This window comes from Aeromonas encheleia (genome assembly GCF_900637545.1).
GTDB classification, from domain to species: domain Bacteria; phylum Pseudomonadota; class Gammaproteobacteria; order Enterobacterales; family Aeromonadaceae; genus Aeromonas; species Aeromonas encheleia.
The window spans coordinates 41,839-62,500 of record NZ_LR134376.1 but is presented as its reverse complement, the minus strand read 5'-3'; the positions used below and the strand labels follow the sequence as shown (position 1 = coordinate 62,500).

19 protein-coding genes and 1 riboswitch (1 of these 20 cut by a window edge) are annotated in these 20,662 nt (G+C 62.5%); of the genes, 8 read left to right on the top strand and 11 right to left on the bottom strand.

Going from position 1 to position 20,662, the window contains the following annotated elements:
• On the top strand, positions 1-140 hold the 3' portion of the coding sequence (locus tag EL255_RS00305; protein ID WP_042651524.1) for an RNA recognition motif domain-containing protein. It extends 352 nt beyond the left edge of the window; 140 of the gene's 492 nt are visible here — the last part of the coding sequence; the start codon falls outside the window, past its left edge; it ends in the stop codon at positions 138-140.
• Between the two features lie 4 nt (positions 141-144).
• Here the strand turns inward: EL255_RS00305 and murI are convergent, their stop codons facing one another.
• The 6 genes from murI to leuE all read right to left on the bottom strand — a co-directional run bounded on the left by murI (position 145) and on the right by leuE (position 7,881).
• Positions 145-933 (bottom strand): glutamate racemase, encoded by a 789-nt coding sequence (murI, locus tag EL255_RS00300; RefSeq protein ID WP_042651525.1) that lies wholly within the window; start codon positions 931-933, stop codon positions 145-147.
• A 115-nt stretch (positions 934-1,048) separates the two neighbouring features.
• Positions 1,049-2,884: a TonB-dependent receptor domain-containing protein gene (locus EL255_RS00295; protein ID WP_042651526.1), complete on the bottom strand. Its 1,836-nt coding sequence runs from the start codon at positions 2,882-2,884 to the stop codon at positions 1,049-1,051.
• Positions 2,885-2,936: 52 nt separating this feature from the next.
• Positions 2,937-3,114: riboswitch (cobalamin riboswitch) on the bottom strand.
• 113 nt (positions 3,115-3,227) lie between these two features.
• Positions 3,228-4,418: an L-lactate MFS transporter gene (locus EL255_RS00290; protein ID WP_042651527.1), complete on the bottom strand. Its 1,191-nt coding sequence runs from the start codon at positions 4,416-4,418 to the stop codon at positions 3,228-3,230.
• 108 nt (positions 4,419-4,526) lie between these two features.
• A complete protein-coding gene (locus tag EL255_RS00285; RefSeq protein WP_042651528.1) occupies positions 4,527-5,267 on the bottom strand; it encodes a LytR/AlgR family response regulator transcription factor in 741 nt (246 codons plus the stop codon).
• A 76-nt stretch (positions 5,268-5,343) separates the two neighbouring features.
• Complete coding sequence (locus EL255_RS00280) at positions 5,344-7,017, bottom strand: sensor histidine kinase (protein ID WP_042651529.1); 1,674 nt, start codon at positions 7,015-7,017, stop codon at positions 5,344-5,346.
• A gap of 225 nt (positions 7,018-7,242) precedes the next feature.
• Positions 7,243-7,881, bottom strand: coding sequence for a leucine efflux protein LeuE (gene leuE / locus EL255_RS00275; protein WP_042651530.1), 639 nt, complete (start codon positions 7,879-7,881; stop codon positions 7,243-7,245).
• 283 nt (positions 7,882-8,164) lie between these two features.
• Between leuE and EL255_RS00270 the strand changes: the two genes are divergently transcribed.
• A complete protein-coding gene (locus EL255_RS00270) occupies positions 8,165-9,385 on the top strand; it encodes an MFS transporter (RefSeq protein ID WP_042651531.1) in 1,221 nt (406 codons plus the stop codon).
• Between the two features lie 239 nt (positions 9,386-9,624).
• On the opposite strand, the gene EL255_RS00265 is transcribed toward EL255_RS00270, so the two are convergent.
• On the bottom strand, positions 9,625-10,809 hold the full coding sequence (locus tag EL255_RS00265; RefSeq protein ID WP_042651532.1) for a BaiN/RdsA family NAD(P)/FAD-dependent oxidoreductase: 1,185 nt from the start codon (positions 10,807-10,809) through the stop codon (positions 9,625-9,627).
• A 148-nt stretch (positions 10,810-10,957) separates the two neighbouring features.
• The gene (ftnA, locus tag EL255_RS00260) at positions 10,958-11,482 is read right to left on the bottom strand and encodes a non-heme ferritin (protein ID WP_042651533.1); all 525 of its coding nucleotides are present in this window, start codon (positions 11,480-11,482) and stop codon (positions 10,958-10,960) included.
• A gap of 209 nt (positions 11,483-11,691) precedes the next feature.
• Between ftnA and EL255_RS00255 the strand changes: the two genes are divergently transcribed.
• The gene (locus EL255_RS00255; protein ID WP_042651534.1) at positions 11,692-13,473 is read left to right on the top strand and encodes a diguanylate cyclase domain-containing protein; all 1,782 of its coding nucleotides are present in this window, start codon (positions 11,692-11,694) and stop codon (positions 13,471-13,473) included.
• 12 nt (positions 13,474-13,485) lie between these two features.
• On the opposite strand, the gene fabV is transcribed toward EL255_RS00255, so the two are convergent.
• Positions 13,486-14,673 carry an enoyl-ACP reductase FabV gene (fabV, locus tag EL255_RS00250; protein WP_042651535.1) on the bottom strand — a complete coding sequence of 396 codons (1,188 nt, stop codon included), beginning with the start codon at positions 14,671-14,673 and terminating at the stop codon, positions 13,486-13,488.
• Positions 14,674-15,040: 367 nt separating this feature from the next.
• On the opposite strand from fabV, the gene EL255_RS00245 reads away from it, so the two are divergent.
• Together EL255_RS00245 and trpS are read left to right on the top strand one after the other, a co-directional pair.
• Complete coding sequence (locus EL255_RS00245; RefSeq protein ID WP_042651537.1) at positions 15,041-15,475, top strand: universal stress protein; 435 nt, start codon at positions 15,041-15,043, stop codon at positions 15,473-15,475.
• 191 nt (positions 15,476-15,666) lie between these two features.
• Positions 15,667-16,680 carry a tryptophan--tRNA ligase gene (gene trpS, locus EL255_RS00240; RefSeq protein ID WP_042651538.1) on the top strand — a complete coding sequence of 338 codons (1,014 nt, stop codon included), beginning with the start codon at positions 15,667-15,669 and terminating at the stop codon, positions 16,678-16,680.
• Here trpS and EL255_RS00235 read toward each other — a convergent pair.
• A complete protein-coding gene (locus EL255_RS00235) occupies positions 16,659-17,618 on the bottom strand; it encodes a LysR family transcriptional regulator (RefSeq protein ID WP_042651539.1) in 960 nt (319 codons plus the stop codon). The genes trpS and EL255_RS00235 overlap by 22 nt on opposite strands.
• Before the next feature lie 91 nt (positions 17,619-17,709).
• On the opposite strand from EL255_RS00235, the gene EL255_RS00230 reads away from it, so the two are divergent.
• A complete protein-coding gene (locus EL255_RS00230; protein ID WP_042651540.1) occupies positions 17,710-18,609 on the top strand; it encodes a DMT family transporter in 900 nt (299 codons plus the stop codon).
• Positions 18,594-18,755: a hypothetical protein gene (locus EL255_RS00225; RefSeq protein ID WP_082030184.1), complete on the top strand. Its 162-nt coding sequence runs from the start codon at positions 18,594-18,596 to the stop codon at positions 18,753-18,755. Before EL255_RS00230 ends, EL255_RS00225 begins: the two co-directional genes overlap by 16 nt.
• Before the next feature lie 513 nt (positions 18,756-19,268).
• On the opposite strand, the gene EL255_RS00220 is transcribed toward EL255_RS00225, so the two are convergent.
• Entirely contained in the window at positions 19,269-19,727 is a 459-nt protein-coding gene (locus EL255_RS00220; protein ID WP_042651606.1) for a DUF6314 family protein, read from the bottom strand.
• A gap of 43 nt (positions 19,728-19,770) precedes the next feature.
• Here EL255_RS00220 and EL255_RS00215 point away from each other — a divergent pair, with 43 nt between their 5' ends.
• On the top strand, positions 19,771-20,655 hold the full coding sequence (locus tag EL255_RS00215; RefSeq protein ID WP_042651541.1) for a carboxylate/amino acid/amine transporter: 885 nt from the start codon (positions 19,771-19,773) through the stop codon (positions 20,653-20,655).
• The last annotated feature ends 7 nt before the right edge of the window (positions 20,656-20,662 follow it).

Sequence of the window (20,662 nt, the reverse complement as noted above, 5' to 3'; positions counted from 1 at the left end):
TGGAGATGCCTGCCGCCGATGCGGCCAAGGCGATCACCGCGCTCAATGACAAGGAGTATCAGCAACGCACCCTCAAGGTTCGCGAAGCCAACGACAAGCGGGACAGGGATGAGCGGGAAGGCAGCGACGTCGACGCCTGATAACTCAGTACTCTACCTCTTCGAGTGATGACAGCCCCCATGCTTGCAAGGGGGCTGTCAGTTTTTGGGCCTCACAGTCCAGCCGAGTGCAATAGGCTCTGGCCTGCGCGCTGGCAGATGTGGCAGAAGTGGTGGTTGCCAGCAGATTGGCCACTCGCCTCGCCACCGCGCTGCCCGAATCCACCAGCTGGCAGTCCGGCATCAGTTGCCGGATCTCGTCATCGAGCAGCGGGAAGTGGGTGCAGCCCAGCACCAGCGTATCCGGCCTCGGCTCCCCTTCTATCCAGTCCGCCAACACCTCTCGCAACAGCGCCATATTGACCGGCCGACCGGCCAGCTTGTGTTCGGCCTCGATCACCAGCTCGGTCGCTCCCTTGAGCAGCACCCGTTTGTCCGGCGCAAACTGGGCGATGAGTTGATGGGTGTAGGCACGACTGACGGTGCCCGGGGTGGCCAGCAGCCCGATGCAACCATTGCGGGTCAGGGCAGCCGCCGGCTTGATGGCCGGTACCACGCCCACCACCGGAATAGTCAGGGCGGCGCGCAAGGATGGCAGGGCTATGGTGCTGGCGGTGTTGCAGGCGATCACCACCAGATCGATGGCCTGCTCGGCCACCATCTGCGTGATCAGGCGACCACAGGCCGCGATCAGATCCGGCTCGCTCAGTTCGCCATAGGGGAAGTTGGCATTGTCGAAACAGTAGAAATAGTTGTGCGCCGGCAAGGTGCGACGGATCTCGCGATAGACGGTCAAACCGCCCATGCCTGAATCGAACACTAGAATATTGGCCACCTGGGCTCCCCCTTGGATGCGAGGCGGCGATCATACTCCCGCCGGCGGCCAATAGAAAAGGCCCCGCACATGGCGGGGCCTCGCTTTTTCCTCTCTATATAAGCAGAGCGACGGATCAGAGACGGTAGTCGGCCGTCAGCTTGAACTCGGTGCCCGGTGAGGCATAGCCATAGGCCGGGACATAGTCGCGATCGAACAGGTTGTCGATGCGGCCGCCCAGGGTGAGCGCAGGGGTCACCCCGTAGCTGGCGCCCAGGTTGACCAGGGTATAGGAGCTCAACACCACCCGCTCTGCCGGGAAGCTGCTGAAGTCCTTGTCATCCCGCTTGCCCACATAGAGCAGCTCGGTCGACAGATCGACCGGGCCCAGCTGTACCTGGGTCAGCCAGCTGGCCTTCTGCTTGGCGCGGCGCAGCAGCGGCTGGTCGCCGTCATTCTTGTCTTCGGTCTTGGTGTAATCGAAGCTCAGGTCATGATGAAGCGGACCGGTCTCCAGACCCAGCGCCAGTTCCACGCCACGGATCTCCGCATCCGTGTTGTCCGGCTTGCAGGTGGAGAAGGCGCTCTGGCAGGCGATCAGGTTCTGGATCTGGTTGCGATACAGGTTCACGGACCAGTCCCAGGCGGTGTAGCGGCCGGAGAAGTCCAGCTCCAGGTTCTTGCTCTCTTCCGGCTTCAGATCCGGGTTCTCGTAACCTGGGTAATAGAGGTCGAGGAAGGTCGGCGCCTTGAAGCCGGTGCCGTAGCTCAACCGGACATTGTGATTGTCATCTATGTCCAGACCGCTGGCGGCAGACCAGGTGTTGTGACGACCGTACTGCTCGTTGTCATCGGTACGGCCGGACAGCTCGAACTGCAGCGCCTGCCAGCGATAGCTGCCGACGGCAAACAGCCCGGTGTTGTCGCGATCCGGTGCATCGAACGACTTGCCGTAGCTGCGAGAGTCGGATTTCAGCTGCTCCTGCTGCCAGTCGGCCCCCCCGGTCAGCAGCAGCCCCTCGATGCCGCTCCAGCTGTTGATCCAGGAGAAGCGGGTCAGGCCGGTATGAATGGGCTCGGCACTCGACTCCCCCTGGCTCTCCAGCCAGCTCTTCAGCTTGTTCTCACCATAACTGGCCTCGAGCCGGCTATTGAAGTGGTCGGCCTGATACTTGAGCGCACCATCATACTGAAAGGCCTGCACCCGGCTCTGATCCGCCGCCTGATAGGGATCATCCATCTCGGTCTGGTTGTCGTAGCCCTGGGCGTTGAAGTCGGCGCTCCAGGCATCGTTGAAGGCATGGTTCAGCCCGAGCTGGCCGTTCAGGCTGTCGAAGCCGTCCCGATCCGGCTGCTGGGCACCGGCCACCACGTCGAAACCATCGGCGCGTTCGTAGCCGATCATCATATTCATGTCGGTCTGCTGGCCGAGTGCCTGCACGGTACGCAGCTGACCCTGGCCATAGCCGTTGCTGCCAACCCCCCCCTTCAGGTGGGTCTCGCTGCCATTCTTGGCGGAGGTCTTGGTGATGAGGTTGATGACGCCACCTATGGCATCCGCGCCGTAGACCGCCGCTCGCGGGCCGCGGATATACTCGACGCGTTCGATGTTGCCGAGCGGGATCTGGCTGAGATCTGGCGTACCGGCCACCATGGCGGCGATGGGGCGGCCATTGACCAGCACCAGCGAGTGGTTGGAGTTGGTACCGCGGATGAACAGGCTGCTCATGTGCCCCCGTCCACCCAGGGTGGTGATCTGCACCCCCGGCAGGGTCTTCAGCAGATCCGGCAGGCTCTGCACCTGGCGGGCGTCGATCTCGGCGCGATCGATCACCACAATGGGCGCCAGCACCGAGCTGATGGGTTGCTCCACCCGGTTGGCGGTCACCACCATGGTCTCATTGGCAGGCAGGGAAGTCTGGGCGAAGGCCGCCGTTGGCAACAGGGCAGCCACCAATAGTTTCTTGGACATTACAGATCCTTAAGTTCGCGTAAGCATCTACTCCGTGACCGGTTTCTCTCGGCTCGAAATACGAACTTTGGCAGGTCTTCGGGCTGGGGGGCTGATGGCCTACGGCGACGGCTTCCCACCTGACGGCAGTGCCCTGATGTCGCTTCGTTCCCCCTTACCGCTGCGCGCCAGCTCCGGATTCTCACCGGATTCCCTATTAAGCATGATGCGCCAAAGCGGGGGGATTATAGGAAAGGGGGACGTAAGAGTATAGCGATTTAGCCATCCATACGTCTTTTGCTAGCAAAAACAAAAACCGGCGCCCATGGGCACCGGTTTGTTAGATTTATCAATAGCTTCAGGCTCAGTCGGCGTAGCTGGCCTTGGGCGCCGGCAGGCGGATGGTGAGGGAGAGCACCAGGGCCACCACCAGCAATACCAGGATCAGGTTGAAGGTCGCCATGAAGCCGCCAAACAGGGAGGCGACGATGGAGCCGATGATGCTGCCCAGCCCGAAGCCCAGGTATATGACACCGTAGTTCTTGGTCAGGTTGTTGAGCCCGAAGAAGTCGCTCACCAGGGAAGGGTAGACGGTGATGGTGCCGCCGAAGCTGAAGGCCACGCAGGCCACCGCCACGAAGAACAGGTTGGCGTTGAGCGGCACGAACAGCAGCAGCCCCATACCGCACAGGGTGATCAGCTGGGCTATGGTGATGACCCGGATGCGGGACATCTTGTCGGAGAGGATGCCCAGCACCAGCCGGCCGCCCAGGTTGGCCATGGCGATCACCGCCACCGCATTGGCCGCCACCGCGGTAGACAGACCCACCATGTTCTCACCGATGTCCTTGGCCACCCCGATGACATAGAGGCCGCTCATGCAGGCGGTGAGGAACATCAGCGCCAGCATCCAGTACTGCGGCTTGCGCATGGCCTCGGCCAGGGTGAAGTCACGGCTCTCGGTCTGCTGGGAGGACGCGGCCTGTTGAGGGGCATCCTTCATCAGCATGCCGCCCACCAGCACCATGGACATGGCGATCAGGCCCCACAGCTGGAAGGTCGCCTCCAGACCCGAGCTGGAGAGCAGCAGCAGGTTGATGTATTTGAAGCCGAGGCTGCCGAGGCCATAGGCGCCGATGGAGCAGGCGGAGATCAGCCCCTTGCGCTCCGGGAACCACTTCACGCAGTTGGAGAGCGTCATCAGGTAGCCGGTGCCGTCGGCGAAGCCCACCAGGATGCCGGCGCAGAGATAGAGCATGGCCAGGTTGCTGGCATGGGCGGTGAGGAAGAAGCCGATGCCGAGCAGCACGCCGGCCCCGAGGGTGACGTTGCGCACCCCGAACCGCTCCTGCAGCTTGCCCGCCAGGGAGGAGGCGACCGCCAGCGACAGGCTGAGCAGACCGAAGGCGAAGGCCACCTGGCTGACCGGCTCATCCAGCTTGTCGGAGAGCTGGGCGTTGAACAGGCTCCAGGTATAGACGGACCCCAGGGCGAACTGGGTGATGATGGTACCTATCAGGGTCAGGTACCGGGTGCGGTTCATCTCTTTGGTCATGGTGTGTCTCGGGCGGTGGACTCGGGAAATTGAGCCCACTATAGGCAAGACGCACCCAGTGCCGACGGATTAAGGCATGAAATGCAGATCGGCGGGAATGAATGACAATTAAAGCCGCATCAGCTGACGGAACGCCTTGATGTTGCTGCGGCTGACCGGTACCTCGAACGGCAGATCATGGAGCCGGATGAGATAGGTGCTGTTGAACCAGGGCACTATCTCGCGGATCTTGTTGATGTTGACGCAGTAGGATCGGTGGCAGCGAAAGAAGCCCTCGGCCGGCAGCCGACCGACAAACTCGCTGATGGTCATGGCCATCACATAGCGATCGGTGCGGGTGTAGACATAGGTCAGCTTCTCGTCCGCCTCCGCGTAGTAGATCTGCTCGCAGGGGGTGACTATGATGCGCTCCCCCTTCACCAGATTGACGGTGCGGTTCTGGCTGCCACTCCCCTCGCCCGCCTCGGCGGCCTGGCTCGGTTTCAGCTTGCCGGCGTGCTCGAGTTTTTGCAGCAGGTTGATGATGCGCGGCTCGTTGTAGGGCTTGAGGATATAGTCGAACGCCTCCAGCTCGAACGCCTCCACCGCAAACTCCTTGTAGGCGGTGACGAACACTATGTGGGGCGGGTGGCTCGACTTGTGCAGGTTCTTGGCCAGCAGCAGGCCGTCGATGGAGGGGATCTGGATATCCAGAAACACCACGTCCACCTCGTGATCCTGCAGGTATTTGAACGCCTCCAGCCCATCCTCGAAACTCGCCACTATCTCTATCTGGCTGTGCTGGTTCACCAGGTAGATCAGCTCCTCCCGGGCCAGGTATTCATCTTCAACAATAATGGCTCTCAACATGTTATGGCCTCCGGATGACGAGACAGGCAGGCCGGCGCCTCTCGAGCCAAGTACTCGCCTTTCACTATGATGGCGTTCAGCATGGCATTGCCTCCGGATCCGGCAGATAGAAACAGACTTCGGTGCCGGGTTCCAGCCGCCTGAGCTGCAACCCGTCCCCGTACAAGAGTTTGACGCGCTGATGCACGTTCATCAGGCCTATGCTGCGGCTCTCCACCCGGCCGGCGGCCACCCCGTCGATCACCGCCTGGCTGATGCCATAACCGGTGTCACGCACCGCCACCCGGATGCCGCCCGCCAGTTGCCTCACCTCTATGGTGACCCGCCCCGGGGCGCTGCGGGGCTGGATGCCGTGCAGGATGGCGTTCTCCACCAGCGGTTGCAGCAGCAGGCAGGGCACCTGGATGTGTACATCGTCCACCTCGAACACCACCTCCAGCTTGTCGCCGAAGCGGGCCTGCTCGATGGCCACGTAGTCGCGCACCTGCTGCAGCTCCTCCTGGATGTCGATCAGCTCGTCCCCCTTGTTGAGGTTGTAGCGCAGGTAGTCCGCCAGGTTGGCGATGAGCTGGCGCGCCTGCTGGGGGCGGATGCGGATCAGCGACGAGATGGCATTGAGGGCGTTGAACAGGAAGTGGGGATTGATCTTGCTCTGCAGCGCGGTGAACTCCGCCTTGCGGGTCATCTCCTTGAGCTGCTCGATGCGCGACACCTCCATCTGGGTGGAGATGAGCTGGGAGAGACCCACCGCCATCTCCCGCAACGAGCTGGTGATGCGGTGGGTGCGGCGGTAATAGATCTTGAGGGTGCCGCTGACGGCGCCATTCTCCCGCAGCGGGATGATGATGACCGAGTGGAAGTCGGACAGGTGATACTGGCGCAGATCGTTGTTGATGATGATCTGATCCAGCAGCACGGCCCGCTGGGTCATGTCACTGATGGCGTGGTGCTCATCCAGCTCGTAGTAATCCTTGCCCACCCCCACATAGGCCAGCACGTCGCGGGTGTCGGTGATGGCCACCGCATCGGCATGGATCTCGTTGCAGATGACGCCACACACCTGACCGAGGGAGTGACGATCGACCTTCTGGAAAAACGGCAGCGTCTTGTTGGCGATGTCGAGGGCCAGCTTGGCCTGCTTGGCGGCGATCAACTCCTTCTCGTCATCCAGATCCTGCACCAGCTTGATGATGAGGCCGATGCAGAGCGCCCCGGCGATCATCGGGTAGGCGATGTGGCTGACGATCTCCACCCCCACCTCATGGGGTTCGGTCAGCAGCCAGATCAGCAGCATGGTCAGCCCCTCGCACAACATGCCCGCCAGTATGCCGTACAGCCAGAGCCGGGACTTGCGGCAGTTGAGGTGGATCCAGGTGGCCAGCAGGCCGGCGATGATGCTGGCGATGAGGCAAGGGATTGAGGTGTTGCCATCCATGTCGATGAGGTAACGATGCAGGCCGGAGATGACCCCGGCCGGGATACCGACCCAGGGGCCGAACAGGATGCCGCCCGAGATGATGGCGATGATCCGCACGTTGATCAGCGCCCCCTCCACCTGGATGCCGGTGTAGGTGCTGAACACCGCGAACAGACCGAAGATGGCCGCGACCAGCACCAGCTCGGCCGGGGTGTGATCCCGCTTCTGGAACAGGCGCTGGAACGGGCGGGTGCGGGTCAGGAAGAACAGGGTCATCAGCATCAGGGCCGCCCGTTCAAACACCGCCAACAACATCATCTGATTTTCGAGCATGGGCCCTCCGACCAATGGCCACGAGGGGCGCACTATAAATGTATCAGTCCCCGGGCGGCTGACGCCGATCGGGCCGGGGCATTATCAGGCTGGTGAGCGGCATCCCGCACCGGCCTCCCCTCTGGGGCGCGCTAGTTTACCTCAGGCGGGCGCCCAAGGGAGCATAGGGATGCAGAATGGCCGGCCGCGCTCATCTTGCAAGATGAGCGCGGCCGCAGGACGGGATCAGGAGGAGATGGTCGCCAGGCGCGCGGCGAAGCCCATGAAGAAGAGGCCGATCAGACCGTTGCCCAGCCTGGCGAGGCGTACCTTGCGTGCGAAGAAGCGCGCCATCAGGGTGCCGCCGAAGATCAACAGGGTCAGATAGACGAAGCTCATGGCCTCCAGCATGCCGGCCAGTACCAGGTAGGAGAGCCAGGTGTGGGCATAGTTGAAGTCGATGAACTGCACGAAGAAGGAGACGTAGAACAGGATCGCCTTGGGGTTGGTGAGGCTCAGGGTCAGCGCCTTGCCGAAGTAGTTTTCCCCCTGCACCGACTCGCCGTGTACCGCCCCCTGTTTGGCGACGAAGTTCGCATGGAGGATCCTGATCCCCAGATAGAGCAGGTAGATGGCGCCGAGATAGCGCACCAGGGTAAACAGCAGCGGGGTGGTGCGAATGAGGGAGGCCACCCCCAGATAGGCACAGAAGATGAGGATGGCGTCGCCGACGAAGACCCCGAGGGCCGCCCGATAACCTGGGCCTATGCCACGGGTGGCGCCGGTGCGCAGCACATAAATGGAGTTGGGGCCCGGCGCTATGATGATGAAGAACAGCCCGATCAGATAGGTCCAGACGTTGATAACCCCAAGACTTTCAAACATATACTCCCCCGATGCGCGAAGGGGCCCGGTCAACCGGGGTCCTTCCCAGATGATTAAAGTACGACCGTCCTATACTAAGCCTCCGCCAGCAAAGCACAAGTGCGCCACAACAGGGTGATGATCGGTCATAGGCCCGGCAGCCGCACCATGGGCGCGAGCCAGGCTGTCGCCCCCTCGCCGACAAAGTGGAGGTAGGCGTTCATTCCATTCATTTTTGCTATGTCCAGACGGGCCAGGATCGGGCATGTTAGAGCGATACCCAGGACAGCAGAAACACTACCTCATGGAAAAGACCCTCAGCACCGATGCCCCTCTCACCGCGCAGCCCTCGGCCGATGCCCTGAATACCACCACTTACCCGGTGATTGCCGCGATCAGCTTCTCGCACCTGTTGAACGACATGATGCAGTCGGTGCTGCTGGCCATCTACCCGCTGTTGAAGCTAGGGCTCAACCTGTCGTTCGCCCAGATAGGCCTCATCACCCTCACCTACCAGTTCACGGGCTCGCTGCTGCAACCGCTGATCGGCCTCTACACCGACCGCAGGCCCATGCCTTATTCGCTGCCGCTCGGCATGGGCTTCACGCTGCTCGGCCTGCTCTCGTTGTCCCAGGCGGACAGCTTTGGCGCCGTGCTGCTGTCGGCGATGCTGATCGGCATAGGCTCGTCTGTCTTCCACCCGGAATCTTCGCGGGTCGCCCGCATGGCGGCCGGTAGCCAGCCCGGGCTGGCCCAATCGCTGTTCCAGATCGGCGGCAACCTGGGGTCGGCCATAGGTCCGCTGCTCGCCGCGCTGATCATAGTGCCGCAAGGACAAGGCAGCGCGGCCTGGTTCTCGCTGTTCGCGCTGATCGGCGTGGTGGTACTCAGCTTCGTCGGCCGCTGGTCCAGCCATCACGCCGCCAACTTCCACAAGCGGATGAAGGCCCATGCCGGCAACGGCCTGAGCCGCCGCCAGATCGGCTGGTCCCTGGCCATCCTCGGCCTGCTGATGTTCTCCAAGTTCTTCTACATGACCAGCCTGAGCAGCTATTACACCTTCTACCTGATGGACAAGTTCAGCCTCTCCCTGGACAGCGCTCAGTTCCATCTGTTCGCCTTCCTCTTCGCCGTCGCGGCGGGCACTGTGCTCGGCGGGCCTGTCGGTGACCGCATCGGCCGCAAGCGGGTGATCTGGATCTCCATCCTCGGCGTCGCCCCCTTCACTCTGCTGCTGCCCCATGTCGACCTGTTCTGGACCTCGGTGCTTTCGGTGATCATCGGCCTGATCCTGGCCTCCGCCTTCTCCGCCATCCTGGTCTATGCCCAGGAGCTGGTCCCCGGCAAGGTCGGCACCATCTCAGGCCTGTTCTTCGGCTTCGCCTTCGGCATGGGGGGCATAGGCGCCGCCCTGCTGGGCCAGCTGGCCGACGCGACCAGCATCGAAACCGTGTACCAGGTGTGCGCCTACCTGCCGCTGATCGGGCTGCTGACGGTGTTGTTGCCGACGATCAGGAAGGGCTGATCGGCCCGCTGGCGTCCGCTCTGGCTAGCGCGAACGGAAAGATAGATGCGACCCATCATGGGTGCAGGAGAAGGAGTCTGCTGTGCGGGATGGCGCTCGAGGGCCAAATAGTGGAAGGGAGGGAGCAGGCCGCTCCGAAGATGATATCAGTGTGAAAACGGCCTGAGGCGTGCAGAGGCGACACCATCAGGCCGTTCGATGCGGCACTATGGTGCCGGAGCTTCGATCTGGCGTGCTCGTCAGCAGTACTGACCGGCCACCCAGCCGGAGGACCAGGCCCACTGGAAGTTGTAGCCACCGAGCCAGCCGGTCACGTCCACCACCTCGCCGACGAAGTAGAGACCGGGCACCTTGCGCGCCTCCATGGTCTTGGAGGAGAGCTCGTTGGTATCGACCCCGCCTAAGGTCACTTCGGCGGTACGATAGCCCTCGGTGCCGTTCGGCAGGATCTGCCAGTCCCCCAGCAGGGTGGCGATGGCTTCCAGCTCCCGTTCGTTGTACTGGCGCATCGGTTTGTTGCTGAGTTGCCCCAGCTCCACCAGCTTGTCGACGAAGCGTTTGGGCAGCTCGCGCCCGAGCACCGTCTTCAGCTCCTGGGCCGGGTGGGCCTGCGCCCAGGCCTTGAGGGCCGCCGGGATATCCAGCTCAGGCAGCAGGTTTATGTGGATCTTCTCCCCCGCCAGCCAGAAGGAGGAGATCTGCAGTATGGCCGGGCCGGAGAGACCGCGGTGGGTGAACAGCATGGCCTCCTTGAAGCAGGTACCATCCTCGGCGGTCACCGCCACCGGCAGGCTGACCCCGGCCAAGTCGGCAAACGCCTCCTTCTCTGCCTGATGCAGGGTGAAGGGCACCAGCCCGGCGCGGGTGGGCAGCACATTGAGGCCGAACTGCTCCGCCAGCTTGAAGCCGTAGGGGGTGGCGCCGAGTTTCGGCATGGAGAGGCCACCGGTCGCCACCACCAGAGACTGGCAACCGATCTCGCCCTTGCTGGTCTCGAGCAGGAAGCCGTCATCGGTCTTGCTGACGCTCAGGATCTCGGTCTGGCACTGCAGGGTCACCCCGGCCCAGTCGCACTCGGTGAGCAGCGCATCGACGATCTCTTTCGCGCTCTCGAGACAGAAGAGCTGCCCCAGGGTACGTTCGTGGTAATTCACCCCGTGCCTGTCCACCAGCTCGATGAAATCCTGCTGGGTGTAGCGCGCCAGCGCCGACTTGCAGAAGTGCGGGTTACCCGAGAGGAAGGCGTGGGGGCCAGCCTGATGGTTGGTGAAGTTGCAGCGGCCGCCGCCGCTGATCAGGATCTTGCGGCCCGGTTTCTTGGCGTTGTCGAGCAGCAGCACCGAGCGACCCCGATATCCCGCCTGGGCCGCACACATCAAACCGGCCGCACCGGCCCCGATCACCACCACATCCACTTGCATCATCACTGCCTTATTCGCTCGGCGGCCAAAAGGGCCCATAAACAGAAAGAACCGTCATGGTATCTGGCAGAAATCTCATGCCAGAACCAATAGAAAACGGCCCGTAAAAGGGCCGTTATTGTACTGGCTGAACACTAAGTGTCCACGACTATCAGGCGTTGCCGTCCATGACGCTGGCGGGTGCACCCTTGGCCAGCTCGGACAGCTCCTTGTCGATGAAGTAGAGGCCCTTGCCATCCTCGCCCACCAGTGACAGGCGGTCGACGATGCTCTTGAACAGCTTCTCTTCCTCGTGCTGCTCGGCCACATACCACTGCAGGAAGTTGAAGGTGGAGTAGTCCTGGGTGGTGAAGGCCACGTGGGCCAGGCCGTTGATGCACTTGGTGATGTGGTATTCGTGCTCCAGGGTGGTGCGGAAGATGTCGCCGAGCGAGTTGAACTCGTGGGGAGGTGCCTCGATCGCGCCCAGTATCGGCATGGCACCTGTCTCGCTCACGTAGGTGAACAGGCGCTCCATGTGCTGGCGCTCCTCAACGGCGTGCTGGCGCAGGAAGTTTGCCGCCCCTTCGAAGCCCTTGTCCTCACACCAGGCGCTCATCTGCAGGTAGAGATTGGAGGAATAGAATTCAAGATTTATCTGCTCGTTCAACTTCTCGATCATGGCTTGGGCCAACATGATGATTCTCCACGGTGATTTGGTCACAATTGTCGCCACTGTTGTACCACGAATCAACCATCCGCATGGGTCGGGTATCGCAGTTGTGACCATAGTCCCTCTCATCCTGACCCCCATACAGGCATGGATAAGCAAAGAAAGATGGTGTACCCGGACCCAGCCTCTATGATGGCGCCAACGGTCAGGAAGAAGATGCAATGAGATTGGTGATGGCACTGGCACTGCTCTGGATGACCCAGTTGCAGGCCGCTCCCCTGTTGGAAGAGGCTGAATTGCAGGCGGCGCGCGATCCCGCCGGCTATCTGCAGCGCCTCAATGCCAAGCCGCGGCCAGACATGGAGCTGTTTCACGCGAGATCCCTGGCCAAGGCGGCCCTCGGGTACTACCCCGAGGCCCTGCTCGACAACGCCCGCGCCCGCGGGCTGGCCACCGCCCGCCAGGAGACGCTGCGCCTGCTGGACTTCCGGTTGCAACAGGTGGCGCTCACCCTGGACACAGAGGCGCCGCAGCAGGCCCTCCGCCTGCTGAGCCAACTCCAATCCAGTGTCAGGGGTCATCCGGCCCAGGAGTCGGAGTGGCACGCCCTGAACGGACTCGCCCTCTATCGGACCCAGCGCCTGAAAGAGGCCATCGCCGAACTCAAGACCGCCTTCCGGCTCAAGCAGCAGATCCCCGCCAGTCCCCTTGCCGGGCTGCAATTCGCCCGGCTGATGATGACCCTTGGCAACCTCTATGCCGACCTCAGCCTTTATCAGGAGGCCGAAGGCTATTACCGGGACGCGCTGCAGCAGATGGTGCAACTGGACGAGCCCAACAGCCAGGCCATCATCAGGGCCAACATGGCGCGGCTCTATATCGACATGGATCGCCCCATCCAGGCGAGCCAATTGCTCGACGGCCTGCTGGCGACCCCGGATCTGGCGCCGGACTATCGCGCCATCGTACTCGGCTATCAGGCCATGGCCCTCAATGCGCAGGAAAAATGGCACGCCGCCTGGCGCAGCCTGGACGAGGCGCAGGCCATCTATCAGCGGCTCGGCTACCCGCAGGCGGGCTCCCGCCTGACCGAGACCCGGGCCAGGACGCTGCAGGGCCGTGGGGAGAAGCAGCTGGCATTGCAACTGCTGACGGCCCAGGCCAGCCCGATCACCATAGACGGCAAGGCGCTGCAGGCCAGGCTGCTGGCCGATCTGGGACGCTATCCCGAGGCCTATAGGGTGATGCGCGAATACATGCACGACTACAAACAGCACTTCAACCAGACCCTGAGCCAGCATGCCAGCGCGTTCCAGGCCGAGATGGAGCTGGCGCGCAGCGAGGCCAGCAACCGGGCGCTGCAACAGGAGAACGAACGCAGGCGCCAGCAACTGCTGTATCAACAGAGCGCCCGCAACTACCAGCTGCTGCTGGTCGCGCTGCTGCCCGGCGCCCTGATCCTGCTCGGGTTGACCACTCACCGGCTGCACCGCAACTCACGCCATCTCTACCGGCTCGCCACTTTCGATCAACTGACCGGGCTGCCGAACAGGCGCGCCCTGCTGGAGCGGTTGTCGCAGCAGTGGCAACTGAACGAGCCGCTGACCCTGCTCATCATCGACATAGATCACTTCAAGCAGATCAACGATCGCCACGGCCACCAGACCGGCGATCTGGCGATCCAGCGGCTGGCACAGGAGCTGAAACACTGGGCGCCCGATCTGCAACAGATCGGGCGCTGGGGAGGTGAGGAGTTTCTGGTGGCCATGTCGCAGGACGGCGCCACCTGCCGGCACCATGCCGAGCGGCTGCGGCACAGGATAGAGCAGCTCGATGCCCCGCGCATGACCATCAGCATAGGGGTGGCGGAGCGCTCCCCCGCCGATGACAGCCTGCATCAGCTGATCCACAGAGCCGACATGGCCATGTATCAGGCCAAACGCCAGGGGCGCAACCAGAGCATACTGGCCCCCTCCCCCGACCAGCCGTCCCCACTGACCAGCAGCGTCGCCTGACGCTGACGGCGCTCAGGGCGTCAGCTCGGTCAGCGCAGACTCGTTGACCGGCGCCCCGTAGTCGACTTCGGCCAGCTCGAAGCCATTGAGCTGCATGAAGTCTCGCCGCAGCCCGGCAAAGTCCCCGAGGGCGTGGAAGTTATCCGGCGTCACCTTGGACCAGAGCGCAGAGACCGCCGCCTGAATGGCCGGATCCAGCTCGTGGTCATCCATCCGGATCAGCCGGTTGCCATCGGCTACCACCCCGCGCGGCCCGTACATCTTGCTGGCGAACAGCCGCTGCATCTGTTCGATGCAACCCTCGTGCACCCCGCGCTCCTTCATCACCCCCATCAGCAGACCGAGGTAGACCGGCAGCACAGGAATATAGGCACTCGCCTTGGTCACCAGCGCCTTGCACACCGACACCCAGGCGTGGCCGCCGAGCGCCGCCAGCTGCAGGTTGATGGCCTCGGCGGTGGCGTGCAGGTGCTCCTTGGCGTAGCCGATGGTGCCATCCCGGTAGAGGGGATAGGTGGACTCCGGACCTATGTAGGAGTAGGCCACCGTCTGGACGCCGGGGGCGAGGCAATCGGCCTGCTGCAGCGCCTGCAGCCAGAGCTGCCAATCTTCGCCCCCCATCACTGTGACGGTATCGCGGATCTCCTCCGGGGTGGCGGGTGCCAGGGATTGCTGCACCAGACTGTCGTGCTCCAGATCCAGCCCCCAGCCACTGAATGGCTGGCCCGTGGTCTTGAGCACGGAGCGCACCTGGGTGCCATCGGCCAGCAGCCGGATGCCGCTCGCCAGGGAATAGACCACCAGATCCACCTGTCCCAGCTGCTGGCGGATGCTGGCGATGGCCTGCTGGCGCATGGCGTCCGAGAAGGCATCCCCGATCAGGTTGACGGCGATGTGCCCCTCCTGCTCCGCCGCCTGGCGAAACCAGATGTTGTTGTACCAGCCCGCGCTGCCGATCCCCTTGTCGGACGGCCCCCGCTCGAACGAGACGCCTATGGTGTCGGCGCCGGCACCGAAGGCCAGCGCGATGCGGGAGGCCAGCCCGAAACCGGACGAGGCCCCCAGCACCAGCACCCGCTTGGGCCCGTTGAAGGGGCCAGCCGCCTTGACGCTGGCGATCTGCTGCGCGACGGCGGCGCGACAACCGATGGGGTGGCAATTGCGGGCGACGCAGCCCTGGATCTGGGGTTGAATGATCATGAGTGGATCTCCGAGGGAACTGGCTACAGCATAGCCATGAGACGGCAGATTACCTTGATGTCAGGGGGGGATTGGGCACAGAAGGGCGCAGAAAAACAAGAGGGAGCACCAGGCTCCCCAAAGCGGTATTCAGATGCTTTTTATTGTTTTGTGTTCATTGCGAAGCACGGGCACATCCTATTCCCCTCCCTCTTCGCCGGCTGTGACCTGCTTCAAATTCCTGCTCAATATATGCGCGACTTTTCATAAAGGGCGGCAACATAGGCGTGCGACAAATCCATTCAAATCCCGAAACTGTGGCGACGCCGCCGTTTTAGTTTCATCAGACATTGGTATAGTTAACTCAGGATCAGTGAGGAGAACTCCCATGAGTGGAACCTATTACAAACACGTACTGGCCGCGATCGACCTGTCGGAAGATAACCGCAAGGTGATCGAGAAGGCGGTCGACCGGGCCCGCTCCAACGGCGCCAAGTTGTCGGTGATCCACGTCGACGTGGACCTCAAGGATCTCTACACCGAGATGATAGATATCGACATCGACAACGTGCAGGATCAGGTGATCGCCGAGGCGAAGGAGAAGCTGGAGGCCTTCCTCGCCTCGGTGGACTACCCCATCGAGAAGAAGCTGGTGATCTGCGGCGATCTGAGCGAACGGGTCAACCAGGCGGTCAAGGATTACCAGATAGACCTGCTGGTGTGCGGTCATCGCCAGAGCTTCTGGAGCCTGCTCACCTCCAGCGCCCGTCAGCTGATGAACACTGTGCCCTGCGATCTGCTGGTCGTGCCCTTGCAGAAGTGAGCAAACGAGCGTAGCTTGATTGGCCATGAATATGACCTCGTTCAATCACAACTACTGGTGGTGCTGCCCATAAACAGGCGGCACTGCTTTTCTATGTAAGATTTCCCAAAGAAAACACCGTGACCGCCGAGAGGCGGTCATTGTTTTTATCCCTTTGTCGCCTCCCGGCCCACCCCACTGGAGAGAGTGACATGCACAACCCCATCATACTGACCGGCGACCGTCCCACCGGCAGACTGCACATAGGCCACTACGTCGGCTCCCTGCGCCAGCGCGTGGAGGCCCAGCACCACTACCGCCAATTCGTGATGATCGCCGATCTGCAGGCGCTGACCGACAACGGCCACAACCCGACCAAGGTCACCGACAACGTGCTGGAGGTGATGGCCGACTACCTGGCCGCTGGCCTCGATCCCGCCAAGACCACCTTCTGCCTGCAGAGCGCCCTGCCCGCCCTCGCCGAACTCACCTGCTACTACCTCAACCTGGTCAGCGTCGCCCGGCTGGAGCGCAACCCCACCGTCAAGGCGGAGATCCAGCAAAAAGGGTTCGAACGTAGCCTGCCGGCGGGTTTTCTAACCTACCCGGTCAGCCAGGCCGCCGACATCACGGCGTTTCGCGCCACCCATGTGCCGGTGGGCGAGGATCAACTGCCCATGCTGGAGCAGACCAACGAGATAGTGCGCCGCTTCAACGGCCTGGTGGGCAAAGAGGTGCTGACCGAGTGCCAGCCCATCCTGAGCGACACCGGCCGCCTGCCCGGCATCGACGGCAAGGCCAAGATGTCCAAATCCCTCGGCAACACCATAGAGCTCGGCATGTCGGCGGACGAGATAAAACGGGCGGTTTATGCCATGTATACCGACCCCAACCATCTCAGGCTGAGTGATCCGGGTCAGGTGGAAGGCAATACGGTGTTCGCCTATCTGGACGCCTTCCACCCCGACAAGGCGCTGGTAGCCGAGATGAAGGCGCACTACCGGCGCGGCGGGCTGGGTGACATGCGCTGCAAGCAGGTGCTGGATGACTGCCTGCAGAGCCTGCTCGCCCCCATGCGGGCGCGGCGCCAGGCGGCCTGCGCCGACAAGGGCCAGCTGCTGGCGTTGCTGCATCGGGGGACGCTGCAGGCCCGCGTCCTCACCGACGAGGTGCTGGCGGAGGTGAAGGGAGCCATGGGGCTGGATTACTTCGCCGGGTTGCGCTGAGCCGGGGTGCCCAGCGCGGCCTCGCCATAGCGCTCGAAGGCGAGCCGATGCAGCAGGCCCTTGAACCAGCCGATCGCCTCGTCGTGGGCGCTGAGGGGGTGGCCCGCCATCAGATAGACGATGGGGATGGCGGGCTCCAGCTGGTGCAGCCGCAGCGGATAGTGGCGGCAGAAGTGGCGCCCTATCATCTCGGGCACCACCACCAGGTAACGGCCAGTCGCCATCAGCTGCGGCACCGCCATAAAGCTCGGCAGCCTCACCCCCAGTTCCCGCGCCACCCCGAACCTGGCCAGCCAGAGATCCACCATGGCCTGGCTGTGGCCCCAGCTGGAGGTGTGGATGTGGGGGCGGCTCACCAGCTCGGCGGGCCCCAGCGCATCCGGCAGCGCGCTGCCGAGCGGTGACAGGCAGACCAGGGGATTGTTGAACCAGGATTCGCGCCACAACCGGGGGGAGAGATGATTGGCGTCGGCAAAGCCGATCACCAGATCCAGCTCCCCCTTCTCCAGCTCCCGCTCATAGTCGCTGTCTGCCAGCTCGCACACCTCCAGCCGGCAGGAGGGCGCCTGCTGCACCATGCGTTCCACCAGCACCGGCACCAGGCCGTGCTCCACCGAGCCCGGGGTGGCGATGCGAAACACCCGCTGCGCCGTGGCGGGATCGAACCCCTTCGCCTGGCGCAGGCCCTGCTCCAGCATGGCCAACGCCTGACGCACCGGCCCGGCCAGTGCCTTGGCGCGCTCGGTCGGCATCATCTCCCGCCGGCTCATGACGAACAGCGGATCATCCAGCGCCTGGCGCAACCGCCCCAGCGCATGGCTGACGGTGGACTGGGAGAGGTGCAGCCGCTCGGCGGCACGGGTGACGTTGTGCTCCTGCATCAGCATGTCGAACACGGTGAGCAGATTGAGATCGAGGCGGGAGAGGGGGAGTTCCATCGATATTGGCCATAGTTGAATGACTACAATTCATTTTTGGCATAGTAGCAGATTGCATAGAATGCGCGGGCAAATTACATCGGAGATTAAAATGCGTAGCTATCTGTTGTTGCTGGCGATCGGCCTGTTGTGGGGCTCCCAGTTCATTTTCATGCATCAGGCCGTCGCCGAGCTGCCCCCCATCATGGTGGCCGCCGGACGTGCCGTGTGCGGCAGCCTGACCCTGGGTCTGCTCTGCCTGTTCATGCGCCTCAAGAGCGAGCACACGCCGTGGCGCACCTACATGATGATCGCCCTGCTCGACGCTACCATCCCCTTCATCATGGTGGCCTGGGGCCAGCAGTATGTGGATAGCGCCATCGCCGCCGTGGTCATGGGTTGTATCCCCTTTGTGACCATTCTGGCTGCGCCCCTGTTTATTTCTGGTGAAAAAATCACCAAGGGCGGCCTGATCTCCGTGGCCATCGGCTTCGTCGGCGTGCTGGTGCTGTTCTGGCCGAAACTAGCCAACGGCATGAATGCCGGCCTGCTCGGCTCCATCGGCATACTGTTCGGCGCCAGCTGCTTCGCCATCGGCCTGCTGATGATCAAGCGCTTCGCCAAGGACCACCCCGTGGTGGTGGCTCGCAACATCCTGATCTCCTCCGCCGTGCAGTTGCTGCTGGCCGCGCCCTTCGTGACCGATCTGAGCGCCCTCACCCTACCGAGCCAGCATGCCATCGGCGCCGTCGCCGTGCTGGGCGTGTTCTGTACCGGCCTGGTCTACTTCCTCTACATGGCGTTGATCCAGAAGGCGGGCCCGACCTTCGCCTCCTTCAGCAACTACCTGGTGCCGCTGTTCGGCGTCATGCTGGGTGCCCTGTTCCTCGGCGAGCAGATCCAGTCCACCACGGGTGTGGCACTGGCGCTGATCCTGGGTTCAGTGGCCCTCAACCAGTGGGCCCAACAGCGCCGCACCCAGCGGGAGGCGACCCCATGTCAGGCATCCTGACCACCCTGTGCGGCGGTCTGGTGCTGATTGCCGGCTGGCAGTATCGCCACCGGCTGGCCGGCGTGCTCGGCCTGCTGATGCTGACCCTGCCCTGGTTCTTCGACAGCAAGCTGCAGGCCATGCTGAGCTATGCCCTGAGTGCCTGAATACCCGTTTCTGAATGTGTGACGAGAGTGTATCTCTCCTGTTTTTTGGGACCGTTTTAAAAAACCTCCGATTCGTCCCCGCTACCGGCGCTCTGCGCCGGTTTTTTTATGTTCGAAATCAGCGGGGGCAGTTACCTTTTATCAACTGTTTTGATGGTGGTGGCTGAGCTAACAGTGGTTTCTCACCGACAGTGAATCCTTAAAGAACTGGGTATAGGTAAAAAACCGACTCATTAAGGTGATTCACATGCGTACTGCTCTAGTCCTATCCCACACCCTTTACACCCTGACGACCAACAGTCCGTTAGAAAACCTGTGCGTTGCCGTAGCGGCGCTTGCCATCACAATGCTGGTCAACACTATCGCAGGGCTACTGAAAACATAACATGCGAGGCAGTCTCCTATATGAGACTGATGATGGTAAATCAGACCTAGGCTGTGGGCACATGACATTCCAACTAGTCCAGTGTATTGGACTGGTTGGTTAAGAAAACTAACAACGCCACTTGGCACTCAAACCGAATAGCAATAGCTCAATCGCTCGTTCTTGCGTGGGCCCCTGATCTCCCAGCCCAGCAGAAAGCCGCTCGTGGTCTGCGTCAGCTCGGCGCTGTAGTGATCCTGGCCGCAGAGGTGCGGCTCGGCGGTGAGCCAGCGCCCGTCCGGCTGGGGTAACAGCTCGAACAGCAGGACGGGGGCCTCATGGCGCAGGTGGGAGAGAGAGATCCCCCGCTCGCCACGCTGCCACCAGAAGCTGTTGTGCATGGCGAGCACCCGGCCATGGGGCGTGGTGTAGCGCCCCTGCTCCGTAAACAGCCAACCTCCCTGATGATCGGTCACCCGCACCTCTCCCTCGCCACGACCGTTCCAGTCGGTCGCTGAACCGGCCCCGTTACTCGCCTCGAAGGCAAAAGCTCCGATCTGTGGCAACTGTTCCCATAAACGCTGGATCGCGGCTTCCAACTCGGCCATCATAGCGCCCTCCAAAATTGACAACTGACGACAATTCAATCACATGAACTACTTGATAGGGGTCACCCTGCTCTGGTCCTTCTCCTTCAGCCTGATCGGGGTCTACCTCGCCGGCCAGGTGGATGCCTACTTCTCCGTGCTGACCCGCATCGCCCTCGCCAGCCTGGTGTTCCTGCCCTTCCTGCGCCGGCGCTGGCTGCGTCCCGCGCTGGTCATCAAGCTGATGACGCTCGGCGCCATCCAGCTCGGCATCATGTACCTGTTCTATTACCACTCCTTCCTGCTGCTGACGGTGCCGGAAGTGCTGGTGTTCACCATCTTCACCCCCATCTACGTCACCCTGCTCCACGACATGCTGGAGTCCAGATTCAAGCCCACCTATCTGTGGGGGGCCCTGCTGGCCGTGCTGGGGGCGGCCGTCATCCGCTTCGATGGTCTGACCGAGAACTATGTACTGGGGTTCCTGGTGGTGCAGGGGGCCAACCTCTGCTTCGCCCTTGGGCAGGTGGGTTACAAGGTGCTGCTGGCACGGGAGGCACAGCAACCACCCCAGCTGGCGGTGTTCGGCTGCTTCTACCTCGGCGCCCTGGCCGTCGCCCTGCCCGCCTGGCTGATGCTGGGTCAGCCCCAATACCCGAGCACCAACCTGCAATGGGGCATACTGCTCTGGCTAGGGGTGGGGGCATCCGGGCTGGGTTACTTCCTGTGGAACAAGGGCGCCACCCTGGTCAGCAGCGGCGTGCTGGCCATCATGAACAACGCCCTGATCCCGGCCGGCTTGCTGGTCAATCTGGTGCTCTGGGGCAAGGATACCGACCTGATCAGGCTCAGCCTGGGTGGCCTGCTGATGCTGGCCTCCCTCTGGATCTGCCAGCGTCAGCCAGCGCGTAGCGCGAACCGACGATCAGCCGACCGCCAGGCCCGCTGATGCAGGT